The organism is Halobiforma nitratireducens JCM 10879, assembly GCF_000337895.1.
GTDB classification, from domain to species: domain Archaea; phylum Halobacteriota; class Halobacteria; order Halobacteriales; family Natrialbaceae; genus Natronobacterium; species Natronobacterium nitratireducens.
Window position 1 is genome coordinate 1 of sequence record NZ_AOMA01000138.1, and the last position, 24727, is coordinate 24727.

The 24727-nt window shown below is 63.8% G+C and carries 22 protein-coding genes and 1 pseudogene; 10 read left to right on the forward strand and 13 right to left on the reverse strand.

Annotated features, from left to right (window positions below; translation table 11 throughout):
- Positions 1-162: 162 nt before the first annotated feature.
- Both C446_RS13220 and C446_RS13225 read right to left on the reverse strand, forming a co-directional pair.
- Positions 163-1068: an ABC transporter ATP-binding protein gene (locus C446_RS13220; protein ID WP_006673622.1), complete on the reverse strand. Its 906-nt coding sequence runs from the start codon at positions 1066-1068 to the stop codon at positions 163-165.
- 361 nt (positions 1069-1429) lie between these two features.
- Positions 1430-4150 carry a DNA-directed DNA polymerase gene (locus C446_RS13225; RefSeq protein WP_006673623.1) on the reverse strand — a complete coding sequence of 907 codons (2721 nt, stop codon included), beginning with the start codon at positions 4148-4150 and terminating at the stop codon, positions 1430-1432.
- A 149-nt stretch (positions 4151-4299) separates the two neighbouring features.
- Here C446_RS13225 and C446_RS13230 point away from each other — a divergent pair, with 149 nt between their 5' ends.
- The 3 genes from C446_RS13230 to C446_RS13240 all read left to right on the forward strand — a co-directional run bounded on the left by C446_RS13230 (position 4300) and on the right by C446_RS13240 (position 5512).
- Positions 4300-4488, forward strand: a complete 189-nt coding sequence (locus tag C446_RS13230; protein WP_049920231.1) for a DUF7331 family protein — start codon at positions 4300-4302, stop codon at positions 4486-4488.
- 74 nt (positions 4489-4562) lie between these two features.
- Complete coding sequence (locus tag C446_RS13235) at positions 4563-5006, forward strand: DUF7322 domain-containing protein (protein ID WP_006673625.1); 444 nt, start codon at positions 4563-4565, stop codon at positions 5004-5006.
- Entirely contained in the window at positions 5003-5512 is a 510-nt protein-coding gene (locus C446_RS13240; RefSeq protein WP_006673626.1) for a DUF7346 family protein, read from the forward strand. The genes C446_RS13235 and C446_RS13240 overlap by 4 nt, the downstream gene beginning before the upstream one ends.
- A gap of 124 nt (positions 5513-5636) precedes the next feature.
- Here the strand turns inward: C446_RS13240 and rad50 are convergent, their stop codons facing one another.
- From rad50 to C446_RS13255, 3 genes are all read right to left on the reverse strand, one after another.
- A complete protein-coding gene (gene rad50, locus C446_RS13245; RefSeq protein WP_006673627.1) occupies positions 5637-8360 on the reverse strand; it encodes a DNA double-strand break repair ATPase Rad50 in 2724 nt (907 codons plus the stop codon).
- Positions 8357-9694, reverse strand: coding sequence for a DNA double-strand break repair protein Mre11 (mre11, locus tag C446_RS13250; RefSeq protein WP_006673628.1), 1338 nt, complete (start codon positions 9692-9694; stop codon positions 8357-8359). Before mre11 ends, rad50 begins: the two co-directional genes overlap by 4 nt.
- 89 nt (positions 9695-9783) lie before the next feature.
- Positions 9784-10062, reverse strand: coding sequence for a MarR family transcriptional regulator (locus C446_RS13255; protein WP_006673629.1), 279 nt, complete (start codon positions 10060-10062; stop codon positions 9784-9786).
- Between the two features lie 122 nt (positions 10063-10184).
- On the opposite strand from C446_RS13255, the gene pan1 reads away from it, so the two are divergent.
- A complete protein-coding gene (gene pan1, locus C446_RS13260) occupies positions 10185-11402 on the forward strand; it encodes a proteasome-activating nucleotidase Pan1 (RefSeq protein WP_006673630.1) in 1218 nt (405 codons plus the stop codon).
- Between the two features lie 207 nt (positions 11403-11609).
- On the opposite strand, the gene C446_RS19365 is transcribed toward pan1, so the two are convergent.
- Entirely contained in the window at positions 11610-11747 is a 138-nt protein-coding gene (locus tag C446_RS19365) for a hypothetical protein (protein WP_169331367.1), read from the reverse strand.
- A 151-nt stretch (positions 11748-11898) separates the two neighbouring features.
- Between C446_RS19365 and C446_RS13265 the strand changes: the two genes are divergently transcribed.
- The 3 genes from C446_RS13265 (at position 11899) to C446_RS13275 (ending at position 13967) form a co-directional block, all read left to right on the forward strand.
- The gene (locus C446_RS13265; RefSeq protein WP_006673632.1) at positions 11899-12600 is read left to right on the forward strand and encodes an HAD family hydrolase; all 702 of its coding nucleotides are present in this window, start codon (positions 11899-11901) and stop codon (positions 12598-12600) included.
- Positions 12597-13313, forward strand: a complete 717-nt coding sequence (locus C446_RS13270; protein ID WP_006673633.1) for a class II aldolase/adducin family protein — start codon at positions 12597-12599, stop codon at positions 13311-13313. Before C446_RS13265 ends, C446_RS13270 begins: the two co-directional genes overlap by 4 nt.
- 99 nt (positions 13314-13412) lie before the next feature.
- Positions 13413-13967 (forward strand): GMP synthase subunit A, encoded by a 555-nt coding sequence (locus tag C446_RS13275; RefSeq protein ID WP_006673634.1) that lies wholly within the window; start codon positions 13413-13415, stop codon positions 13965-13967.
- Positions 13968-14056: 89 nt separating this feature from the next.
- On the opposite strand, the gene hflX is transcribed toward C446_RS13275, so the two are convergent.
- The 3 genes from hflX to C446_RS13290 form a co-directional block, all read right to left on the reverse strand.
- A complete protein-coding gene (gene hflX, locus C446_RS13280) occupies positions 14057-15400 on the reverse strand; it encodes a GTPase HflX (protein ID WP_006673635.1) in 1344 nt (447 codons plus the stop codon).
- 379 nt (positions 15401-15779) lie between these two features.
- Positions 15780-16064 (reverse strand): hypothetical protein, encoded by a 285-nt coding sequence (locus C446_RS13285; protein ID WP_006673636.1) that lies wholly within the window; start codon positions 16062-16064, stop codon positions 15780-15782.
- Between the two features lie 27 nt (positions 16065-16091).
- Entirely contained in the window at positions 16092-16490 is a 399-nt protein-coding gene (locus C446_RS13290; RefSeq protein WP_006673637.1) for a prefoldin subunit beta, read from the reverse strand.
- Between the two features lie 275 nt (positions 16491-16765).
- Here C446_RS13290 and C446_RS13295 point away from each other — a divergent pair, with 275 nt between their 5' ends.
- A complete protein-coding gene (locus tag C446_RS13295) occupies positions 16766-17188 on the forward strand; it encodes a hypothetical protein (RefSeq protein WP_006673638.1) in 423 nt (140 codons plus the stop codon).
- Positions 17189-17402: 214 nt separating this feature from the next.
- Here C446_RS13295 and C446_RS13300 read toward each other — a convergent pair whose 3' ends face one another.
- The 4 genes from C446_RS13300 to C446_RS13315 form a co-directional block, all read right to left on the reverse strand.
- Positions 17403-18233: a phosphatase PAP2 family protein gene (locus C446_RS13300; RefSeq protein ID WP_006673639.1), complete on the reverse strand. Its 831-nt coding sequence runs from the start codon at positions 18231-18233 to the stop codon at positions 17403-17405.
- Positions 18233-20149: an ABC transporter substrate-binding protein gene (locus tag C446_RS13305; protein ID WP_006673640.1), complete on the reverse strand. Its 1917-nt coding sequence runs from the start codon at positions 20147-20149 to the stop codon at positions 18233-18235. Before C446_RS13305 ends, C446_RS13300 begins: the two co-directional genes overlap by 1 nt.
- 161 nt (positions 20150-20310) lie before the next feature.
- Positions 20311-21135 carry a phosphatase PAP2 family protein gene (locus tag C446_RS13310; RefSeq protein ID WP_006673641.1) on the reverse strand — a complete coding sequence of 275 codons (825 nt, stop codon included), beginning with the start codon at positions 21133-21135 and terminating at the stop codon, positions 20311-20313.
- 27 nt (positions 21136-21162) lie between these two features.
- Positions 21163-23280 (reverse strand): ABC transporter substrate-binding protein, encoded by a 2118-nt coding sequence (locus tag C446_RS13315; RefSeq protein ID WP_006673642.1) that lies wholly within the window; start codon positions 23278-23280, stop codon positions 21163-21165.
- 389 nt (positions 23281-23669) lie between these two features.
- On the opposite strand from C446_RS13315, the gene C446_RS13320 reads away from it, so the two are divergent.
- On the forward strand, positions 23670-23966 hold the full coding sequence (locus C446_RS13320; protein ID WP_006673644.1) for a ribonuclease P protein component 4: 297 nt from the start codon (positions 23670-23672) through the stop codon (positions 23964-23966).
- A gap of 186 nt (positions 23967-24152) precedes the next feature.
- A pseudogene (locus C446_RS20390) lies at positions 24153-24727 on the forward strand (hypothetical protein); the annotation flags it as partial.

Genomic DNA, 24727 nt, shown 5'->3' on the forward strand with positions numbered 1-24727 from the left:
GTCAGGCCCTTCTCGGATTTGACCGCGGCGTTCTGTTCTTTCTTGAACTCGAACCGCGCTTCGGTGTCGGTTTCTTTGAGGTGATCTTGTTCGGAACTCATAATGTAATTGTGTATCTGGTTACGGCTGTAGGGTTATTACCGTTCTTCTAGCCGAATACGGTTACGCGGTGCCGTAGACCTCTTCACGGACCCAGTCGTACCCCTTGTCCTCGAGCTCCTCGGCGAGCTCGGGGCCACCGCTCTTTGCGATCTGTCCGTCGAGCATCACGTGGACGTGATCGGGCTCGACGTAATCGAGGATGCGCTGGTAGTGGGTGATCTGGAGGATACCGGTGCCCTGTTCGTCGCGCAGGGCATTGATCCCGTTCGAAACGTCCTGCAGGCGGTCGATGTCGAGCCCGGAGTCGATCTCGTCGAGGACGGCGACCGACGGCTCGAGGATGGCGGCCTGCAACACTTCGTTTTGCTTCTTCTCGCCGCCGGAGAAGCCGGCGTTGAGATAACGCTGGGCGAACTTCTCGTCCATGTCCAGCTGTTCCATCTTCTCCTGGAGGATTTCCTGGAACTCGGCGACGCCGATCTCGCCCTCGTCTGCGGGGCCTTCCATCGGCGAGGATTCGAAGCCGTCTTCTTCTTCCGTTTCGTCTTCGTCGTCTTCCTCCTCGAAGAGCTCCTCGCGTTCTTCGAGCTTGGCGTTCAGCGCCGTTCGCAGGAAGTTCGTCATCGTGACGCCTTCGATCTCGGCCGGGTACTGGAAGCCGAGGAAGATCCCGAGTGCGGCGCGTTCGTTAGGTTCCAAGTCGAGCAGGTCCCAGGTTCGCTGGTCCTCGTCGATCTCGACTCCGTCGAACTCGTCGTCTTCGAGGTGCAGGAGAACCTCGCCTTCAGTTACCTCGTAGGCGGGGTGTCCGGCGACGACCTTGGCGGTCGTCGACTTCCCCGATCCGTTCGGCCCCATCAGGGCGTGGATCTCGCCCGACTCGACCTCGAGATTGACGCCCTCGAGGATCTTCTCGTCGCCTTCTGCCACTTCAGCGTGCAGGTTGCTCAGTTCGAGACGTGCCATAGTACTCTGTCACCTGAACGGAGGGTCGTATGACTGATAACGGTTTCGTATCCAATTGGATACGGTATTCCATCCACAAAATAATTTTTTGAATACGGAACTACGATTGTACTCGTCCCCCGTCAGGGGCCGTGATTCGGGAATCAATTCGGCCGAGAGTATAAAAACCGTTCGTACGTCGGTTTCGTCCCCAAGTAGTCATCCACCGCTCTCGAGAGTGTACGACGGACAACGAGTCCAAGAGAAGCATCGTGGTCGATCGAGCTACCGGCATCACGGCAAAGCGGAAAATCTAGACCGGTGAGATCGAAGTAGTGTAATCGGATTCGGTTTCGTGTGGTGGGGCGAGGCTCCCGAACGGCTACATGAAGCTGTCCAGTCCAGTCTGCTCCTGACCGCTTTTGACCTCTTCCCAGGAGACATCGAGCGCCTCGAGAATGCGCTCGATCGGTCCTTTCAGGGTCTTCTCGAGCATTTTGTCGGAATCGATCTCGAACTCTTCGGGAATCTGGTCTTCGTACTCGAAGCAGATAACGTCCGGATCGCGCTTGAACGCGCCGTAGAGCGGGTCACGCTGGGGATCGAACCCATCTTCGCCTTCTACCCGACGGAAGAACGCGGGGTCGACCCGTTCGAGGTAGAGCCGTTTGGGTTTGCTCCCACGCTGGAAGTTGGTATCGAGCAGGAGGTTTGCGTATTTCGCCCCACGGACCTGTGCCGTGTCCGTGTCGTAGTTGTCCAGCCGCTTGCCGATTCCACCCGGAATGGCGATCTCCTCGAGGCTCATCTCGCCGGCGAGTACGTCCTCGATGACGCTGTTGACGTACTCCTTTGCCCCCTCGACGTCGCCTTCCTTGACGATCATCTCGATGACCCGGTGCTGGACGTCTTTGGTGATCGGCGCGATATCCGACCGCTGGTACTCGAAGCCGACGATGTCGATCGTGTCGACGTCTTTCCCCTCTTTCCAGGTGATGTGGCCGGCGTAGCGTTTCTTCTTTCCCGCCTGGAAGAACCGCCGGTAGAGCTTCTCGAACTCGATCTGGAACCGGTGTGACTCCGCGTTCAGCTCTTCGCGTGCGAAGTCGTCGTAGCGGTCGTTGATGTGTTCCTCGATCTCGAAGGAGGTCTCGATCGCTTCCTCTTTCGAGACCGTGGGCCCTAACTCGAGCATCACGCTGTCGGTGTCGCCGTACGTAACTTGATACTCGAGTTCCGTTGCAGCAGTTTCGGTGAATTCGATCACGTCGCGGCCGGTGGCAGTGATCGCAGAGGCGGCCTCCTTGTCGTAGAGACGGAACTGCTCCCAGCCCGAGACGCCGTACAGTGAGTTCATAATGACCTTCACTGCACCCTGCTGGCGGTCGTACTGCTCGTACTCCGGCGATCCGGGCTCGTGTTCGTCGCGCAGGGACTTCTTCTCCTCACGCTCTGCGAGCAACTCCTCGATCATCTGGCGGTTCACGCCGTCCGGCTCCTTTCGGAAGTGGGTCCCGGTAGGCGCTTCGTAGGTCTCACCGTCGTAGGTCTCGGGATCGACTTTCGTCTCCGGGCTGGCGTTGATCGTTACCATACACATCGGGTACAGCGACTTCAGGTCGAGTACGGTGACGTTCTCCTTGACACCCGTAATCGGCTCGAAGACGGCACCGCCCTCGTACTCCTCGCCGCCCTCCTGTTGGCCTTTCGAGGGGAGCGCGAACTCGCCGTGTGCCTGGTGGAGAACGTACATGTCGACCGCGTCGCCGGGCGTCGGCGCGTCCTCGAGTTTGCAGCCGACGAACGAGCGTACTTCGTCCCAGAAGGCGATGATCTCCTGCTGGCGGTCGAGTTCGACACAGAGTTCCACGTCCCGGAGGTTGTACTCGAGCAGTTGCGTCGGATCGTCTTCCCAGAGATCGCCGATGTCCCCGGCGTAGCGCTCCTTGCCGACGCCGAGTTCCGCCTCGCCGACCGCATCGAGCCGGTAGGAGTCGAGTTCGGAGAAGACCATCCGCTGGTAGCCATAGAGGAGGTCGAAGACGACCCGTCCCTTGACATCGGGGCCACCCCAGTTGCTTCGCCAGACCTCGTCGACACGGGAGAGCCGATCGATCTCTAAGTCGTAGTCGTGCGGTCCCTGGAGCTCCTCGAGTCGATCCAGGAAGTACGGCGCGTCGAAATCCTCGAAGTTCCACCCCGTGAGGACGTCTGGATCGGTCTCAGCGACGTAGTCGACGAAGGCCTCGAGCATCGCTTCTTCCTCCTCGAAGGCCCGTACCTCGTGATCGATCTCACCCTCGATCGGGTCGTAGTCGGCGATCTCTGCTGGAATTTCGCCGTCACCGATCGGGGCCTCGTAGAGCCACATGATGTACTCGTCGCGGTACGAATCGTGGCTCGTAAGACAGACGATCGGCTCCTCGCCGTCCTCCGGGAAACCGGAGCGATCGTCGACCTCGATGTCGAAGGTACAGATCCGCGGGTCCGCATCGACCGCCGCCGCCTCGATCTCGTCGTGGGGGACGACGAGCGAGTCGTCCTCAGCGCGGCGCTCGGGGACTCGCAGGCCGCTACGGACGTCCTTGTCGATCAAGAATCGGTTGGGGAACAGGATGTCCGCCTCGTAGTGTTCGAAGTCGTCTCGTACCTGGCCGACGTCGCGGGGTGTTTGCCCGAATATTTTCGTGAGTCGCTCCCCGCGGATGCTCTCGTAGGGCTCGTCGTTCCGGTCGTGCTCGCGGCTTCCCGTCAGGCGATCGTACTCCTCCTCGGGCGGGCGCTCGAGCGACTCGGTCGGTGCATAAAAGTACGGACGGAAGCCGACGACCTGCACGTGCTCGAGGTCACCCCCTGGAGTTCGCCCGAAGACGTGGATAATCGGGCGCTCTTCGTCGCCGTACCCCGCGACCGTGTAGTCGACCTGCATCACGGCGAGCTCGAGCTCGCCTTCGGGTTCGGGGAGAGTCTCCTCGACGACGTCGATCACCTCGGCCGCGTCGCCGCCGTCGCCGGCGACGGCCATCGCCTCTTCGTCCGGCCGGTCTTCGGACTCCGCTGGGGACGAAAACTCCGCGAGTCCGGTCTGGCCCGCCTCAGTCATGGTATTCGGCTTTGCAGGCGTCAAATAAAAACCCCCGCAATCCGTCGCTATCGACGCCGGTTGCCGTCCGACTGACGACCGTACCGCCCCGCCCAGATACTGCGGCTGCAATAAGACATATAATGTGGTAACACATAGCATAATACGAGGTGATTGACGTGTCCGCCCGTGTGAACGACGACAAAACGACGGATCGACGTGAACCGAGCAACGAGCCCGCAGGAACCGAGACGATCGAATCCTACGAGACCGAAGACGGCGTCGTCTTCTACGACGCCGAAAACCCGCTTGCGTGGATGGAGACTTCCCGGACTCTCACGCTCGAGGATCTCGCCTGAGGTCCGAGTCGAACACGACACGAGCGCGAACGCGAACGCGAATCCTTTTCTTCCCGGTCGCCTTCCTGACGACCGTGGTACTCGACCGGAGCGACCACGAACCGGAAGAACCCGAGGAGTACGATCCGGAAGCCGAGTTCCGGGACCCGGACAGCGACTCCTTGACCATTCCGGAGATCGACGTGGAGACGAACAGCGAACCCTGGGAAGACCCGTCGGTGCCGGAGGTAACGACCGACGAAATGGACGTTCCGTCGGACCTCGCGAAGACCTTCTGGGCGCTGGTTCTCGTGGTCAACGCTGTGGTCCTGGCCCTTTCTCTCGGCGTCATGTTGATTCTCTTCGAAGGGCGGACGACACACGGCAGCTACCTGATCGCCGGTGCCCTCGTCCTCCTTGGGTTCGCCATCCGTCGCTACCGGGCGTACGACGGTCACGATCAGGTCGAAGCCGACGGAGACGGGAAAACGACCGATCAAGAACCGACCGACCAGGAGAAGACGACCCACGACCCATGAAAACAGTTCGAGACGACCGCGGCAATCGCTACCTGCTTCTCAAACGATCCGAGAGCGCGAGCCTCGTTCGCGACCCCGAAACGGGCGACGAGTGTTACGTCCGAAACGACCGACTCGAGTTCGTCGATCGATCCGGCCTCGAGACGGCGGCCGCAACGGTGGACGAACCCGTCCGGACGCTGCTCGGAAACGTCCACGACGAGGAGACACTCGGGCTCCTGATCGAACTGGCCGACCGAGGGCCGCTCGGGATTCGCACGTTGCTTGACAGCTACGACCTCTGCGAAAGCGATCTGCACGGTCGGCTAACCGTTCTCACCGCCGCCGGGCTCTTGGAAGAGACCGAACTCGAACACGGCGTGGCGACGGAGCGTGGCTACCGCGTCACCGACGACTGTCGTCGCGCCCTCGAGACGATACGGCCGGCGCGGGACGATGCCGACCAGGACGAAGACGCAAGTACGAACCCGGCAGATGCCGACGACTGCGCAGCGACGGGGGAGTAAGACAGCGAGAGTCGACGNCGCAAGTACGAACCCGGCAGATGCCGACGACTGCGCAGCGACGGGGGAGTAAGACAGCGAGAGTCGACGAGCGCGTCGGTCACCGGGATTTCGACGGCCTCGTGACTCAGTCCGACGCGAGCAACTCCGACTCTGGTGGCTCGCCGCGCTCGAGTCGCGACCGGTTCGAGGTGGCGTCCTTCTCGACGCGGACCAGCGAGTCCGCTGCCCCGACCAGTTCTTCGTCGTGGCTGACGACGACGATCTGTTCGACGCCGAGATCGCGCATCGACTCGACCAGCGAGACCAGTTGCGTGACGTGGCCCGAGTCGAGAAAGACCGTCGGTTCGTCGAGAATAAGCGGCGGCATCGGTGCCGTTCCCTCCACGCCCTCCGCGAGCAGCCGATAGATCGCACAGCGTAGACTGAGGTTGAACAGCGCCCGCTCGCCGCCCGATAGCTGTTCCGGCTCGAGAGCTTCGCCGTCTTTCTGGTAGACCGTCAGCCGGTAGTCGCCGTCGAGTTCGATCGAGGCGTAGGAGTCGTTCTGGTAGACCAGCTCGAACGTCTCGTTGAGCAGTCGTTCCAGGGTTTCGACGTTGCGCTGGCGCAGGTCCGACCGCAACTCGCCGTAGGTCGTTTGCAGCGTCTCGGCCTCGTCGTACAGCGACTCGAGCCGTTCACACCGTTGCTCGAGTGTCTCCAGTCGCTCCCGAAGTCGCTCGAGTTCCGCTATCTCGGCCTCGACGCCGCCGATCTTGCCCTGTACGTCGTCGCGCTCGGTCTCGAGTTCCTCGAGTTTCGCGTCGACTTGTTCGATGTAGGCCTCGGCGTTTTGCTTGTCTTCGCGGGCCGTTTCGATCCGGTCTTCGTCGAACTCGTCCTCGAGATCGCGTTTGCGCTCGCGCTTGTCCGAGAGCGTTTCACGCCGTTCCTCGTTCATCTCCCGCCAATCCGCGCGGCGCTCGCGGCGGGTCTCGATTTCGCCGGCGAGTTCCTCGCGTTCGTCGTCGATATCGACGACCCGCCCCAGCGACTCGAGGACGTCCTTGATCGCGCTTCGCTTCGTATTGATCGCTCCCAGCTTCGATCGTTTCTCGTCGATCTCGTCTTCGAGGTCGTCGGCAGCCTCGCGTTTCGATTCGGCTTCGGTCTCGAGATCGTCGGCGTCCTCACGCAGTGTGTCACGCTGGCCGCGGCGGTCGGCGATCGTCTCGCGTTTCTGGGCCAGCAGTTGCTCGACGTTGTCGCGGTTGTTTTCGAGGCGGTCGACCCGTCGCTCGGTTTCGCGAAGCTGCTCGGCCTCGTCGATACGCTCGTCGAGATCGTCGCGTTCGGCCTCGATCTCCTCGAGACGGGCCTCGAGATCGTCGCGTTCCTCGCGTTTCTCGTCGAGGACGTCGACGTGAGGGGAGTCTTCGACCGGCTGACCACACTCGGGACACTTGCCTTCCTCGAGCAGCCGCTCGCCTTCGTCGATGGCGTTCTCGACCGTTCTGATGTCGGCGGTGAGGTCACCGATCTCGTCGGTCAACTCCTCGCGCTCGCGCTCGAGGTCCTCGAGGTGTGAGTCGGCCTCGCCGAACGCGATCGTGGCGTCGTCGAACGCCTCGCGGGCGCTCTCGATCTCGGCCTCGAGTTCGTCGAGCTTTTCCTCGCGGTCCTCGATCGCCGCTTCGTCTTCGGCCACCGTCTCTTCGAGGTCGTCGGCCTCCTCGCGTTTTGTCTCGGCCTCGCTCTCGAGGTCGTCTGCCTCCTCGCGGAGCCGCTCGAGTTCGTCGCTCTTTCGTTCGATCGCGACGCGAACGTCTTCGAGTGCGTCACGGAGGTCGTCGTCCCGGTTCTCGAGGGAGTCGATCGCCGTTTCGATCTCGTCGGCGTCGATACCGGTGTCGAGGGTCGAGTCTAGGTCCAGGTCGATATCGGAATCGTCACTGGCCCCGATGTCGGTCAGCAACTGCTGGCGCTCCTCGGCGAGTTCCTCGCGTTCGGCCTCGAGTTGGCGGATCGCTTCCCCGGCGTCTTCACGTTCCCGTTCGGTCTCGGAAATCTTCGTTCGTAGCTCCTCGAGTTCCTCCTCGAGCGTGTCGATCTCTTCGCGCGTCTCCTGGTGACGCTCGAGCACGTCCTCGGCCGTCTCCAGGGTGTTTCGAGCCTCTTCCCGCTGGTCCTCGAAGTGACCGATCCGATCGGAGAGCTCGGCACGTCGGGACTCGAGATCGTTCAGCCGTTCGTGGAGGTTCGATTCCTCCTTCCGCTCGACCTGCGTGCGTACGTCCTCGAGTACCTCGCGCTGGGCGTCCAACACCGACTTGACGCCGAGTCTGGCGTCGCTCGCTCGCTCCCGGTACTCCTCGAGTGCACCCAGTTGCAACAGGTCGTCGATCATGTCCTGGCGGTCACTCGGCGAGGCGTGGATGAGCTTGTTGACTTCGCCTTGGCGGACGTACGCGCAGTTGACGAACGCCTCGGCGTCCATCCGCAGGAGCTCGGTCACCTCGTGGCGGACGTCGCGGGCCCCCTCGACCGTCGCAGACGGCGTCTCGAGGACGCAATTGGTCGTCGTCGCACGGTCGCCACGGAGCTTCAGTCGGCGTTCGACGTGATAGTCCCGGCCGTCGTGGGTAAACCACAGTTCGACTTCGGCCTCCTCCTCGCCGGTGGTGATCACGTCGTCTAACGTGCGGTCGTCGAGTGCTTTCGACCCGTACAGCGCGAAGAAGACGGCCTCGAGCAACGTCGACTTGCCGCTGCCGTTGACACCGTGGACGACGGTGACGCCGCGGTCGAGCGAGAGGTCGGCGTCGCCGTAGCACTTGAAGTTCCGCAGCCGGATTCGATCGACCCTCATTCGAAATCACCCAGCGAGACGGGTTCGCCATCCGAGTCGTCCGTCGACGCTTCCTGGTCGTCGCTCTGCCCGCCGTCCGACCCGGCCGCGGGCTCGGAGTCGACAACCTCCTTGTCGCCGTCTTCCGATGGCTCCGCGGATTCCGTCGATAACTCGTCGGCGACCGTCGTCACGTCCTCGTCGTCGGGTTCACGCTCCGGGGCGGGAGAGAACGCCGACTCGTCGTCCTCGAGGAGTTCGCGGACTCGGCGCTCGACCGACTCCCGAACGTTCGAATCAGGGAGATCGCCGTCCCGGACCGTCTCGTCGATCTCGAGGGCCGCGTCGCTCAGCCCCAGATCGCGAATCCGTTCGCGGACGGCCTCGTCGGGGTCCGCGAAGCTCACCGAAACCTCTTCGTCTTCGTCCGGGAGCTCGCGGCGGTCGTTGACCCGTGCGACGAGCGCCCCGCGGTCGATCGCCAGCTCCTCGATCGCGGCGGGCGTGATGGGCGTTCCTTCGCCCTCGATCGTGACGATGACGACCGCATCCGTGAGGTCGTGCTGGCGGACCCGTTCTTGGACGCGGTCGATCCCCTCGCCTGCCTCGAGTTCGATGTCGACGAAGACGAACTCGCGGGTCGGGAGTCCGCGGCGGCTGATGCCGACCCCGCGGTCGTCTTCGTCGACATCGAACGTGACGAGGTTGTAGCCCCGGTCCTCGCGCTCGCTCGCGCTGGCGCGTTCAGTCGAGCCACAGTAGGTTACCCAGGTGTCGTTCAGTTCGGCGGTGTCGGGGTGGTGGTTGTCACCGAGCAGGACGGCGTCGAACTCCACGGTCGACTCCGCGAGCAGCCGCTCGGTGTCCCAGTCGGCGTGGGCGAACGGTTCGAACAGCCCGTGACTCACGAGGGTCACGTACTCGGCGGCCGCCGGCGGGGCAGCGAAGTGGTACTCGAGGTCCTCGCGACGCGACCGCGGGACGAAATCCAGCCCGTAGACGGCGACATCGCCGACGAGTTCGGGCTCGGTTCCCAGCCGCGTTGCCAGTCCCAGATCAGCAAACAGGTCGAGCCACTGGGCGTCGCGTTTGCCTTCGTGGTTGCCGACGACGGCCAGGAACTCGATGTCGGCGTCCGCGAGCCGACGGAGCACGTCGACGGTCCCCTGGAGGTCGACCAGGGTCGGCCGGCGGTCATGAAAGAGGTCGCCGGCGTGGATCACCGCGTCGACGTCGTCCGCGATCGCGTCCTCGATCACGGCCTCGAAGGCCTCGAGGAAGTCCCGTCGTCGCTCGGGCGCGTTGTACTGTTGGTACCCGATGTGGGTGTCGCCCGTGTGTATCACCCGCGTCATCTCTGTCTACGGGCCGTTCGGGGTCGTTCCGTAAAGGAGTTCCCCGACCGGACTGAAAGTAAAACGAAACGACGGCTCGCGCAGGAGAGTTAACAGTCGATATCGAGAGTGTAGAGGCGCTTGCGAGCGTCGGAGAACGAAAACCGAGAGTCGACGACGTTCTCCTCGTCGAGCCGGTTCAGGGCGTACCGGACCGTCCGCGCGGGCAGAAGCGTCTCCTCGGCGATCTGCTGTTGGGTCATCGTGTCGTTGTACTCGAGCACTTTCGCGACCAGCTTGGCGCTTGGTGGGAGATCGCGTACGTCCTCCCACGTTCCGCGATCGTCCGCGTCGTCGGTTCCGTGTCGAACGGACTCTGATGCACTCATCACGTATCCATATCGAATACAGAGTGATAATATTTTCTCTTTCATCTAATGCCTCTCGGTTATTTCGTGCGGAGGCTGGCTGACCCGAAGTCTCTTATGAGCCAACCCCCAAAGCAACGATGATGACCGACACTGTGGACGACGTCGACCTCCCGTACGACGAGGACGAGGCGTCCCAACAGGAAAAGATACAGGCCCTCGAGGAACGGCTGGAGGTCCTCGAGGCCCAAAACGAGGAGATGCGTGACAAGCTCCTCGACGCGAACGCCGAGAACAACAAGTACCAGCAGAAACTCGAGCGGCTGACCCACGAGAACAAGAAACTCAAGCAGTCCCCGCTGTTCGTCGCCACCATCCAGGAGATCACGGGCGAGGGCGTCATCATCAAACAGCACGGGAACAACCAGGAGGCCCTGACCGAGGTCACCGAGGAGATGCGCGAGGAGCTCGAGCCCGACGATCGGGTGGCGGTCAACAACTCGCTGTCGATCGTCAAGAGCCTCTCGAGCGAGACCGATGTCCGCGCACGCGTGATGGAGGTCACCGAGAGCCCCGACGTCAGCTACGAGGACATCGGCGGTCTCGAGGAACAGATGCAGGAGGTCCGCGAGACCGTCGAGATGCCCCTGGAGAACCCCGACATGTTCGACGACGTCGGGATCGACCCGCCAAGCGGCGTGCTCCTGTACGGCCCGCCGGGGACCGGGAAGACGATGCTCGCGAAGGCCGTCGCCAACCAGACCGACGCGACCTTCATCAAGATGGCCGGCTCGGAACTGGTCCACAAGTTCATCGGCGAGGGTGCAAAACTCGTCCGAGACCTGTTCAAGGTCGCCCGCGAGCACGAACCTGCCGTGATCTTCATCGACGAGATCGACGCCATCGCCGCCAAGCGGACCGAGTCGAAGACCTCCGGCGACGCCGAGGTCCAGCGGACGATGATGCAGTTGCTCTCGGAAATGGACGGCTTCGAGGAGCGTGGCGAGATCCGTATCATCGCGGCGACGAACCGCTTTGACATGCTCGACCGCGCGATTCTCCGTCCCGGGCGCTTCGATCGCCTCATCGAAGTACCCAAGCCGAGCAAGGAGGGTCGCGAACTCATCTTCGAGATTCATACCCGCGGCATGAACGTCAGCGACGAGGTCGACTTCGCCGATCTGGCCGAGGAAGTCGAGGACGCCTCCGGTGCGGACATCAAGGCCGTCTGTACCGAAGCCGGCATGTTCGCCATTCGCGACGACCGCACGGAGATTCGGACGGAGGACTTCTACAACGCCTGGGACAAAGTGCAGGCCGACTCCGACGACGCCGAGTCCGTCTCCAAGACGTTTGCCTGATCCGTCCGTCTATACGGGAGGTCGACTTCTTCGTCTTTGTCTCGCTCTTTCGGACCGGTTCTCTCGTCCCAGCGCCCAGATGTTCGTCGCGCCGAGCGACCGGCGAGACGGGGTCCAGTGGGGTATCGGAGTTCGGCGCTGGAACTCACTCGGAAAGAGAAACGCCTCGAATACTGCCCGTGCAACGCCGTCTTCCCGGCCGTTCAGCTACAGTGCGGTAAAGACGAGCCACGGGAGAACAAACAGCGCCACCGTCAGTACGACGAGGATCAGGACGTAACCGATGAGCATCCCGCCTGCGGTGATCCAGGACGGGTGGTTGAACTCGCTGAGATCGACTGTCATACGCGTATTCTCCGGCGACTGACGCATAAACGTACCGGAACCGGGAACCGTTCACCACGAGTTTCCGATCCCGTGGTCCGGACGGGAACGAACGCCGGGGCCAGGGTCCCGGGACCGATACTCGTTTTTCCGTTCCGGTCGACGCCCTACTATGACCAGCGCCGTCCTGTTCGATCTCGACGACACGCTCTACCCGTACCCGTCGTGTAACCGAGCGGGAAAGGAAGCCGCCAGAGAAGCAACTCAAGAGCGAGGTTACGAGTTCGCTGCCGACGAATTCGAGGCGTTCTACCAGACCGGACGCGAGGAGGTCAAGCGTCACCTCTCGGGGACCGCGGCCTCTCACGAGCGCCTGCTGTATTTCAAGCACGCCCTCGAGGACCACACGGGAAGCCCGCAGCCGGCCGATGCGCTCGCGCTCGGAGATGCGTACTGGGAGGGGTTCCTCGAGGCGATGGAGCCGTTTCCCGGTACCCGTGGGACGCTCGAGACGCTTCGGGACCGTGGTATCGACGTCGCCATCGTAACGAACCTCACGACCCGGATACAGCTCCGGAAACTCGAACGGCTCGGCATCGGCGATCACGTCGATCTGCTGTTGACTTCCGAGGAGGTCGGCCGAGAGAAGCCCGACTCGGTGATGTTCACTCTCCCGCTGGCCCGACTCGATCGCCGCGCCTCGGAGGTCGTGATGGTCGGCAACTCCGTCTCCTCGGATATCGTCGGCGCGAACGCGGTCGGGATCGAGACCGTGCTGTTCAACGGGGATGTCGACGATCCGGCGTCACTCGAGGGTCGACGGGAGCCCGACCACAGGATAGATAGCCTCGAGACGGTAATCGATCTGGTATGACCGAACCGGAACTCCTCGAGACGGAACGGCGGGCCGTCGTCGATCACGCGGCCGAGCTGGCCGATCTTACCCCGGGGCGGACGGGGAACCTGAGCGTTCGTGGCAAGCGTGAGGGTGACGACGGCAATGACAGTAACAGTAACAGTGACAGTGACAGTGACAATGACCCGGGCGACGCCTTCGCGATCACCCCAACTGGCGTCCCCTACGACGCGTTCGATCCCGAGGACGTGCCGGTTGTCGGCATCGACGCCGAGGGTGAGCAACTCGCCGGCGAGATGACACCGAGCAGTGAAGTGCCGATGCACACGGCGATCTATCGCCGCGAGGACGTGGGTGCGATCGTCCACACCCACTCGCCGTGGGCCACCGCGCTTGCCGTCGCGAACGAACCGCTACCACCGATTCACTACATGATCGTCGCGGTCGGCAAAGGCGTCCCGGTCGCGGAGTATGCACCCTACGGCACCGACGACCTCGCGGCGAACATCGTCGCCGCGATGGACGAGGCCGACTCGACCGCCGCACTCATCGAGAACCACGGCCTCGTCGTCACCGCGCCCGACCTCCCGACCGCGCTCGAGAACACCCATCACGTCGAAAGCCTCGCGCGGCTTTACCTCGAGAGCCGATCCGCGGGGCTGGAGCCACAGACGCTGTCGGATGCACAACTCGAGACGGTACTCGAGCAGTTCGAGTCCTACGGGCAGTAACGTCGTCCGCGACGACCGTCGGTCAGCCGGTACTCGGCTCGGTATCGCGTCGATACTGTTCCGGGTCGTTTTTACCGGGTGACTGGCTATAGCCCTGCAATGACGAGAATCGTCGTGGTGGACAACCACGGGCAGTTCACGCACTTAGAGCAGCGAGCGCTTCGCGACCTCGGCGTCGACACGGAACTGATCGACAACGAGACGCCGCCCGAAGACGTCGACGCCGACGGCGTCGTTCTCTCCGGTGGACCCGACATGGACCGGATCGGGAAGTCGGCAGACTATCTCACCGCCGACATCCCCGTCCTCGGCATCTGTCTCGGAATGCAACTGATCGCCGAGGAACTGGACGGTCGCGTCGGTGGCGGCGAGTACGGCGGCTACGCCGACGTCACCGTCGACGTCGTCGACGAGGACGATCCCCTGACCGGCTCGCTCCACCCCGAAACCCGCGTCTGGGCGAGCCACGCGGACGAGGTCAAAGAGCTCCCGGAGGGGTTCGAACTAACCGCCAAAAGCGACGTCTGCGACGTCGAAGCGATGAGCGACACCGATCGTGACCTCTACGGCGTCCAGTGGCACCCCGAAGTCGCCCACACCGAGGAAGGCGACGAAATCTTCGAGAACTTCCTCGAGATCTGCGAGTCCGCCTGAACGGAGACCGGTTTGCTCCGTCCGTCCCTCTTCTCTTCGCGACACCATCGTACCGACTCGTATATTGCGCGAGACGAATCGTTCAGGAGTCAGTCGACACCGATTCTCGAAGCTGTGGCTCGTAACTGCTCGAGGACCGATGGTCGTCCCCGACAGACGACGGTCACCGCGTCGCCGTCGTACTCGACCGACTCCACGTCGGTCCGGTCGTACGCTCGCGAGACGAGCGACATCGTCTCGTCGCAGTTCGGAAGCCGGAGCGTCGCCCGTTCGGCGGGCAGTCGATCGGCGACGGTCTCCCGAAGCGCGTCGAGGTTCCGACCCTCGAGGACGCTGATCGGGATCGGGGAGGCCGCATCGTCCGGCAACCGCTCCGCAGCGAGTCGTCGACGACGGCTGCGCTCGTCGGGCGAGAGTCGGTCCACCTTGTTCAACGCGGGGACGATCCGGTCGTCCTCGACTCCCTGTGTGGCCAGCGTCTCGAGCGAGACCGCGAGGCGCTCGCAAAAACACGTCTCGGAATCGCTCGCGTCGGTCACGAGCACGACGACATCTGCCGCGCCAGCCTCCGACAGCGTCGCACTGAACGATTCGACGATGTCGTGGGGAAGGTCGTCGACCAATCCGACGGTATCCGTCGCCAGGACGGGTCGATCCGCGATGGTCGTCCGGCGAGTCGTCGTCTCGAGCGTCTCGAAGAGGCGATTTCCGACTGCGGCGGTGGCATCTTTTTCCGTGCTGGCGTCGCCCGTTTCCCCATTCGAGTCCGCGTCGGAAAGCGAGAGATCGTCCGCGAGGTGGTGCAACAGCGTCGACTTCCCGGCGTTCGTGTAGCCGGCGATCGTGACGAGATCGAACCCTTCCTCGCGGCGGCGCTCTCGGTACTGCTCGGCGGGATCGGGCAGCTCGTCGAGTGTCCGCTCGAGTCGATCAATCCGGTCCCGCAGGTCGTACACTCGGGAGCCTTTCTCGGTCATCTGGTTGAGCAGCCCCTCGTCGGCGGACTCGATCACCCGCGGGAGGTCGTACCGCAGGCGCGCGAGTTCGACTTGTAGCTTTGCCCGTCGCGATCCCGCGCCTGCCTCGAAGATATCGAGCACGAGTCGGTAGCGGTCCAGCACTGCCGTCCCGTCGGGCATTGCTGACTCGAGCGTGCGGTGTTGACTCGGCGTAAGGTGATCGTCGACGACGAGACGGCGGGCCTCGACATCGGCGACGAGATCGGTGAGTTCGGCGACTTTTCCGCTGCCGAGGTAGCTGCCCGAATCGGCCGGGCCGGACTGGGTTACTTCGCCGACGACCTCGTCGCCCGCCGCGCGGACGAGCGCACTGATCTCGTCCGTATCTGCGGGATCGGTGGCGTCGGGGCTGGTCGACGCTCGCGTCGCGACGACCGTTCGTCTCCGTTCGGTTCCGTTCCGTAGTCGTGACATGGCTGTGTATTCGGTGCTTGCATGGCTGTCGATCGTCGATACGCGTCCCGGCCCCGTAGCGACGTGGCTGTAGTACGAGCTGAAACGGTTCGCACACCGACTGTCAGCGGCGACTGGTGGGCCGGGTCTCTCGAGTGAGTCGGGCGTCTCCGCGACTGTGCCCGAAGACGGACAGAGCAAACGGCTCCCGACTTAGTGAGAAGAGGTCTCCATCGTCCTCGCGAAACGATTCATCGACCCGGTACTAAATTGTTGTGTCCGAGAACGGTTGTCGGATACGGTCCAGCAGTTGACGACGTGGATAGCGGAAAAGCGCGGCCGGTCAACGACCGACGGCCGACGGCCGACGACCAATGGCCGATGGCCGATGAACAGTCCGTCACTCGCCGAACAGTTCGTCGACCGCCTGCCGCGCGGCCAGCGCGGCGTCGTCCGCAACCTGATCCGGGTCCGGCCCACCCTCCTCGTCGGGGGCGTTGAGATAGACGTCGACCTCGAGGACGCCGTCCTCGAAGGTGATCGTCACGTCGTAATCCCGGACCTCGGACTGTTTGTATCGGGAGAAGATCAGCCCTTCCGCGGCGTCGGATGCCGTCTGGACGACGGTCTCGTCGGACGGCTCTTCGGGGGCTGTCTCGGCGTCCGATTCCGTATCTGATGGCATTGTAGTGCTACGAAGGGAGTCGTCGACTTACGCGCCGCCCGCGCCCGGTCCGCCCGGACCCGCGGGGCCGCCCATGCCGCCAGCACCGCCCAGCAGGTCCTCGAGTTCGTCCTGGAGGTCCTCGAACTGCTCCTGAACGCGGTCTTCCTGTTTCTCGAGAGTCTCGAGGCGGAGCTCGAGGGAGTCGACCTTGTCTTCGAGGTCCTCTTCGGCCTCGTCGTAGTCGGTTTCGACGAGCAGTTCGCCGACCTGACGGTACATCGTGGTCTCGTCCTCGATGTTCTCGAGTTCGGTCAGGGCGTTCTGGGCCTCAGTGAGGTTGGATTCGGTCTCCTGTTTCTGGACGGCGACCTCCTGGGCGGTCTCCTGAAGGTCCTGAAGCTGTTCGATTTTCTCCTGTGCTTCCGGCGGCAGGTTTCCTTGCATACCTCGACCGAAGCTCTCCTGACTGATAAAGCCAAGCTTTGTCTCTCGCAGGGGCCGGATGGTGGCTCGATGGCCGTAGAATGGCGTCTCGGAGCGTCTACAGTAGCCACTGCAAGTCAGTGCGCACCTGCTCGGCAGACGGATCGGCGATCAGTGTGCACATCGTTGCAGTTGGTACTATAGAGAGCAGTTTTCGTTTGGGCGCACGGCCACGATGACGGTTCCGTCCTCGGACGGCTCTCCTGGAGCGACCCTGCACGTTGGCGACTCGAGACATGGCAATCCTTTTCCCCGGCGGTCAAGAACGCGAGGGTATGACGGACGAACACGAAGCCGGATCCGGCGAGAACGGAGACGGAGACGCCAGCGACAGCGACAGTGAGGAAAAGTCCTTCCGCGAGCGCGTCGAGGAGATTCGTGAAAAACGCGCCGAAGAAGGCGAGGAGGGCGAGGCTCCCGAGAGTCCGTTCGGCGGCGGCGGTGGCGGCCCCGGCGGGATGGGCGGTGGCAACCCGTTCGCCCAGATGATGGGCGGCATGATGGGCGGCGGTCCCGGTGGCCCCGGCGGACCGGGCGGCCGTGGCGGTCAGGACGAAAGCAACGAAGAACTCGTCCGCGAAGTGCGACAGCTCCGAGACGAGATGCGCGATCAGACCCGTGCGCTCAAGCGGATCGCGGACGCCCTCGAGGACGACTGAGTTACGACGGCCTTTTCTCTCGATACTGACCAGTAGTTCCGGCTCCGTTCGAGCGGGTAGTGCCCCTCGTCTGCACGACTCGAGTGGGGCCGATCGAGCTCCACGGGCCGGTCAGGTCCGTCGCCGTAGTCTCCATTTCGTTCGCGCCCCTCCCGGATTCCGACCCATCCTCGGAGAACTGCACGACCGAGAGCCGGACGCCGAATACGACTTACTACCGGAACGAGACTCGGTTCTCGAGCCAGTCCCACACCGACCACTGACCGACGAGGTGGCCGGCCAGGAAGACGCTGACGAAGGCCAGTCCGATCCCCGCGAGGACGTCGATCACCCAGTGGATACCAAGGTACATGGTCGAGATCGCGACCGAGAGCGAGAGGAAACCGGCGACGACGGCCCACTTCGGGTAGACTCGACGGGTCCGATAGGCGAGGAAGCCGACGGTCGCGGCAAGCGAGGTATGTAGCGACGGGAAGACGTTCGTGTTCCGGTTGACCTGCCGGGTGAGGTGCTGGTACTGTGGATACGTGTCGTACAGCAGCGCATCGACGAGTTCCGGCATCACGTTTCGCGGCCCGTAGGCGATCACGAAGACGTAACAGAGCAATCCAAGCGCGTAGTTCAACGTGTACGCCGTCAGCAGTTCCCGCAACGGGCGGGTGTTCGAGAGCGCGAAGTAGGCGACGAGCGGGAAGACGAGCAGGAACACGTAGCCGTAGATGTAGATAAACGAGAAGTACGCCGTCAGTTCCGGCGTCGCCTGGGCCTGCAACCAGAGGATGAATTCGCCCTCGAGGTCGTAGATCGGGGTCTCGGTCCACCGATAGCCGATCATCCACGACAGCTCCGGAACGGTCTGTCTGGCGACGCTGTTGAAGAGCAAGACGACCGCGAGAACGACCGTGATCGGCGCTGCCGCCCGCACTCGGTCCCGCCACTCGAGGCGCGTGTCCCGGAGTCGGTATCGACCGACGAAGACGGCAGTCGAGACGAGCAACGAGAGCGCGACGACGACGGTCAACTGAACGAGGACTCGAACGAGCATCAGTTCCCCTCCCGGGTGCGGAGTCGCCCGTTCGCGTCGTAGTCGAACCCGGCAGCTTCGAAGGCCGATCGGGCTGCGTCGATGTCGATGTCGCCGGTACCGTCGGTGCCGAGAAACGGCGTCGCGGGATCGTCGTCGTCCCAGGCCAGTTCGTCTGGCACCCACTCCGAGGCGACCGGCGACGATACCGGAGTCGCGTACCCGTCGAAGATGTCCTCGACGATCCACGCTTTGTCGATCAGCCGAGCGACCGTTCGGCGAAACCGCGGGTTGGTGAACGGTGCCGTGCGCGCGTTGAATCCGAGGTGGTAGAACGTCCGTGGCGGCGACTCGAGTACCTCGAGGTCGTCGTTTCCGTCGGCGATCTCGAGGACGTCGTCGATGACGTAGCTCTCGAGGGTCGTCGTGGTCACGTCGGCGTCGTCGCCGGCCACGAGTTCGATTGCGGACGTGCTGCGGGGATCGATCGCGATCTGGACTTCCGAGACCGTCGGTTCCGGGAGATCGAGGCCCGGCCGGACCGAGAAGTGGTCGTCGGAGCGCTCGAGGGTGACGTGCTCCCGATCGGTCCGGTCGGCGAACGCGAACGGACCGCTCCCGACCGCCGGAACGTTGTCCACGACGAGGGCGTCGGTCGTTCCCTCCGCGATCCGGACGCCGGTCACGTCCGCGGGCGTCGAGCGGTCGCGCCAGACGTGTTTGGGGAGGATCGGAACGGTCAGTGCCCGTGCGGCAGCGGCCGTTCCACTGCCCGCGTCGAATCGAAGTTCGACACGATGGCCGTCCTCGCTTCCCTCGACGGCCTCGAGTCCGGCGATCGCCCCGCGGTGGCGCGGCGACGGAGCTGGAATTCCGTCCGCCCCGAGCGTCGTGTCGGCGAGAAACCGGTACGTGAATTCGACATCGTCGGCCGTCAGAGGTTCGCCGTCGTGGAATCGAACGTCGTCACGGAGCCGAACGGAGAGCACGAGAGCGTCGTCGTTTCGTTCCCACTCCCAGCTTTCGGCGAGCCAGGGGTGGAGGTCGATCCCGGTGGTGAGTTCGTCCGCCTCGTCGTCCCCGCCGTTCCCGTCGTTGGCTTGCCTCGTATTCGCGCCGTCGTTCCCGCCGTCCTCGAGCGGGCCGATCACGTCCGGATCGACTGCGAACGAATCGTACAGCAGTCCGGTGACCAGCCCGCGGTGACGGTATTCGGCCGACAGCGGGTTGAGGTTCTGTGACGGGCGCGGGTCGGTGTGAGCGGCTCGAAGTCGGGCCACTTTGTCCTCGTCCCCGTCTCTATCTCTATCTCCGTCTCCGTCTCCGTCCCCCTCCTCGTCGGACGACTCCCCGACCATCTCGAGTCCGAGGTAGCCCTGCGCCGTCCCCGGATGTCGCTCCCCCCAGCCGTCGAATCGGTCGGTCCTGACGAGACGGTACTCGTCCGGGGCACAGATCGGGACGAACGGCTGTTCGGCGGCGAACGTCTCGACGGTCTCCTCGACGGCCTCCCGTCGCTGCTGCCCGTCGGCCCGGCGCTGTCGCTCGAGGACGTCGTCCAGCGCCAGGGAGGTGACTCCGAACGGGTTCTGCCAGCCGCTCTCGTCGGCGTACTGGGAGTGGAGCGTCTCGTACAGGTACGCCGGATCGGAGCCGCCCGGATATCGGCCGACGTAGGCGTCGAACTCGTGGTTTGTCAGAATCGCCCGTAGGAACTCCTCGTGGGAGAGTATCGCGAGCGAAGCATCGATCCCGACCGCCTCGAGTGTGTCTCGGACGGTGCGAGCGAGCTGGATGCTCTCGCGGTCGCCGTCGGCGGGTAGGGTAGTGATCGTCAGCGAGAGTCGGTCGCGTCCGTCGCGGTTGACGGCGTTTCGAACCTCGCGAACGCAGCCTGCCGTCCCGATTGTCACGCCCAGGCCGGCCGTAGTAAGCATCGCGCGACGAGTCGTTCCGCCGCCGGGTGCGCAACTGGACGGCCCGGCGGACTCGCTGGAGGGGGACCCCGACATCACTGTAGCGTTTGTCACTCTTCGACAGTGGGGGTATAACAGTATTGCGCTGTTACGCAACCGCTGGTCCGGCAACGGCCCGAGGCTCAACGGTCCAGTCGCTCGAGCGCGTCGGTCACCGACCACCGGCCGACGAGCAGTTGCGAAAGTCCGACACAGACACCCGCGAGGACGAGCCCAGCGAGGACATCGATCGCCCAGTGTAAGCCGAGGTACATCGTCGAGATCCAGACCGAAAGCGCGAGGACTACCGCGACCGGGGCCCACCGTGGGTACTCGTCTCGGGTCCAGTAGGCGAAGACGGCGACGGTCGCGGACAGCGAGGTGTGCAGCGACGGGAAGACGTTCGTGGCCCGGTTGACCTCTCGAGTGAGGTGCTGGTACTCCGGACTGGTATCGTACAGCATCGTCTGCCCGAGCACGTCGGGCATCACGTTACGCGGCCCGAGCGCGATCACGACCAGGTAGAAGACGAGCCCGATCGCGTAGTTCAGCGCGTACGCGGCCAGGAGTCGTCGGAACGGACGCGTATCGGACAGCGCGAAGTAGGCGACGACCGGGAACAACAGCATGAACGTATAGCCGTACACGTAGATCAGCGTGAAGTACGTCGTCACTGCTGGGGCCTCGAGCGACTGAAAGACGAGGATGAACTCTCCTTCGAGTCCGTAGAACGTCTCCGTCATATGAATTCCGACCCGGTCGGTAATTCGCCGTGCCGACCACCGCATGACGCGGTTGAGCAGGAGAACGGCGATCAGGACGGTCACGATCGGCCAACTGACCCGAAGGCGGTCCCGCCACTCGCGGCGGAGAGCCGACAGACGATCCCGTCCGACGAGGGCCACTACCGAGATCGGAAGCAAAAAGACGATCACGACGGCGACGCGACCCAGTATTTCAGTAAACATAGCCGGAAATAGCGCGCTCGCGTTCGATCAGTATCTCCCCAGTAGTCGTCCCGCGTCGTCGTACTGGAACCCGCGTTCCTCGAACGGCGCTCGAGCGTCCGGGCTCTCGAGTCGGCCGTTCCCGCCAGCGTCGCCGGGATACGGCGAGATGGGGTCCGTGCCGTCCCAGGCGAGTCCGGACCCGTCTGGAATCCAGTCGTCGACTACCGGGGTCGCGATCGGCTCGGCTTCGTTCCGGAAGATCGTTTCGACGATCCACGCCTTGTCCAGCAACTGCGCGACGGCGTTGCGGAAGTGAACGTTTCCGACCGGCCCTTCGCGAGTGTTGAACCCGAGATAGTAAAACGACGGAGAGGGGACTTCGAGGTGGCCAAGCGCCGGTGTGTCGTCGTTCGGCCCGGTCGCCTGGTCCGTGTCCGGACCGAACCGTACGGCGTCGTCGGGCATCCGCTCGAGAGCTGCGGGCTCGAGCATCGAGGCGGTCAGGTCGGCGTCGCCGTCGGCGACCCGTTCGATCGAGGACGGACTGTTCGGGTCGATGTCGAATCGTAGTTCCGCGAACGCGGGAACCGGGAGGTTGCTGTCCCCTCTCCTCGGTTCCGATTCGGGGTCGGACTCCGGCCCCGTCGCCGACGCGAGCGAGAAATGGCCATCGTGGCGCTCGAGCGTGACGTGGTCGCGCTCGGCGCGGTCCACGAGACGGTACGGTCCGCTCCCAACTGGATCGATGTCGGCGGTAACCGGACCCCACCGACCCTGCCGAGCGGAGATTACGTCGGGGTCCTCGTCGGCCTCGTTTGCAGCGCCGTTCGCGTCCTCGGCTTCGGTGGCGTCTCCCTCTCGGGTCCCAGATGGGTCCGAGTCGGCATCCACGTCCGTGTCGATGCCGATGCCGATGCCGATGTCGATGTCGAGCCCGTACCCCTCGAGACGCTCGGCCCAGACGTGGGCCGGAAGGATCGGAACGGTGGCGATCCGCCGGGCGGCTTCGGGTGCTGCTGCCACCGTAATCGCTATGTCGGTCTCGCTGTGGACCTCGATGTCGGTTTCGGGGTCCTCGAGCGCGGCGATCCGGCCTGCGTACCGCGGCGCTGGAGAGTCCACCGGCGCGCGCCCGAGGGCGGTATCCGCCAAAAAGCGGTAGGTGAAGGCTACGTCGGTCGCTGTAACGGGCTCGCCGTCGTGGAAGCTGGCGTCGTCTCGGAGCGATATCCTGGCCGTCGTCCGCGGCTCAGAAGCCTCGTTCTCCTCTCGTTGCCACTCCCAGGACGCCGCGAGCCACGGGCGAATCTTTCCGTGCTCGCGGTCGAAAGTACCGAGCGAATCGTAGAGGAGCCCGACCATGCTGTCCCGGTTACGCATCGTCGCAGCGAGGGGGTTGAGGTTCCGTGACGGGCGCGAATCGAGGAGAAGCGCTTCCAGATGCTCGTCTCCCAGGTCTCCCCGTTCACCGTCCGTTGTGTTCCCGCTGTCGCCGCCTACTTCGGCTGTTGGCTCGAGCCCGAGGTATTCGGCTCCGGTTCCGGTACCGAGAAACCGGTCGCCCGGGCCGTCGAGTCGATCCGTACGGGCGAGACGGTGCTCGGTGGGCCGACAGATCGGCTCGAACGGCTTTCGCTCGGCGACGTACTCGAGCACCGACGCGACGGCTTCCCGTCGCGTCGTGCCGTCGGTCCGGCGCTGGGTTTCGAGCGCGCGATCCAGATCGACATCGGTGATCCCGAACGGATTCTGACGACCGGCAGCCGTGGCGAACTGTGAGTGGAGGGCTTCGTAGAGGAAATCGGGGTCGCGTCCGGCGTCGGTCAGGGGATAGCGATCGATGAACAGGTCGAATTCGTGATCGAAGAGGGCCGCTTCCAGAAACTCCGAGGTCGGACGGACATCGAGCGCGACGTCGATCCCGGCAGCCTCGAGGTTCGACTCGAGATGGCGGGCGATCCGGATCGCGCCGCGGTCGTCGTCAGTCGGTACGGTTCCGAGCCGCAGGGAGAGTTGTTCGCCGCCGTCGTCGACGACGCTCCGGACGCGGGTAACGCAACCGCTCGTCGAAACCGAGAGAGGGAGAGCAGCGGCGGCAGCGAGCACGGATCGCCGTGCGACCGGCTCGTCGGAGGGGGAGGCGGACGCGGGGTTCCAATTCATTCGGTTCAGTTACGTCTGTTATCCTCTGATATATAACAGTATTGTGTGCGATATTTGTCGGAGGTCATAAATGACAGTCGGTCAGGTCCGGTTACCCGAGGTAAGCCTGGCGTACGCGCGTGGGACTCGAGTTCGATGGCGACGGAGTTTCGAAAACCGTACCGTCGAGTACCGGCCTACCCTCGCCGGTCGCTCGTGAACGCAACATCAATAGGTGAACCGACGAAATCCTCCCGTATGGGCTCGGAAGGCGTCGCCGCCGAACGGATCGACCGACTCCACGAGCTAGCTCGAGCGGCGGCGGCCGCCGACGAGCAAGAGCGTGCGCGTTATTACGTCCAACTCGCGCGGCGAGTCGCCGAGCGAAACCGACTCGCGTTGCCCCNGAGATGTGTATAAGAGACAGGATCGACCGACTCCACGAGCTAGCTCGAGCGGCGGCGGCCGCCGACGAGCAAGAGCGTGCGCGTTATTACGTCCAACTCGCGCGGCGAGTCGCCGAGCGAAACCGACTCGCGTTGCCCCGCACGTTCCGGCGGTTCACCTGCGATGCCTGCGACGCGTACCTCCGGCCCGGGCGGAACGCACGGGTGCGTCTGCAGGACGGACACGTCGTGATCACCTGCGACTGCGGCGAACAGGCGCGGTATCCGTACGAGGACGGGAAGAACGGCTCTCGAGACTGATCGAACCCGGTGACGGGACCGATGTAATCGTCGACTCGTACTGCTCGTAGCATGCACCACGAGTCCCCGCTCTCGAAATTTCGTGAGACACGACTGCTGACAACCACTGTCACAGTCCCGTTATATGGAGGGTGTTCACTCAATCGTGTTCGCCCCTTCTGTTCAAATACAAGAGGTCACCCGATCATGTCCACTAACACTCGAAACAGACTCGAAAGCCGGCTCGGAGGAATAACGCTCGAAGGACACCCCCACGCACTGTCGGCGTGGTTCGTCGTCGCTCTGCGGTTCGTGATGGGCGGAATGATGCTGTTTGCGGGACTGGGGAAGTTCGCGTTCGTGAGCGGCGAGCCGTTCGANACTGTCGGCGTGGTTCGTCGTCGCTCTGCGGTTCGTGATGGGCGGAATGATGCTGTTTGCGGGACTGGGGAAGTTCGCGTTCGTGAGCGGCGAGCCGTTCGATGCCAGCGGCTTCCTGGTCCACGGCGTCGATCCGGTCAGCCCCGTCAGCGGTCTCTACGCTGCCATGGCCGGCAACGCCGCCCTCCTCGAGGTTATCAACGTCGTGGTGCCGGTCACGCAAGTGTTGATCGGCGTCGCGCTGATCGCCGGCGCGTTCGTCCGCCTGGCCGCACTGGGTGGTGCGATCCAGATGATCGCGTTCTACCTCGGCGGCTGGGAAGGCCAGTGGCTCGCGCTGTTCGACTCGACGCTGATCTACGCCGTCGTCTTCCTGGCGCTCGGTGCCTTCGCGGCGGGCC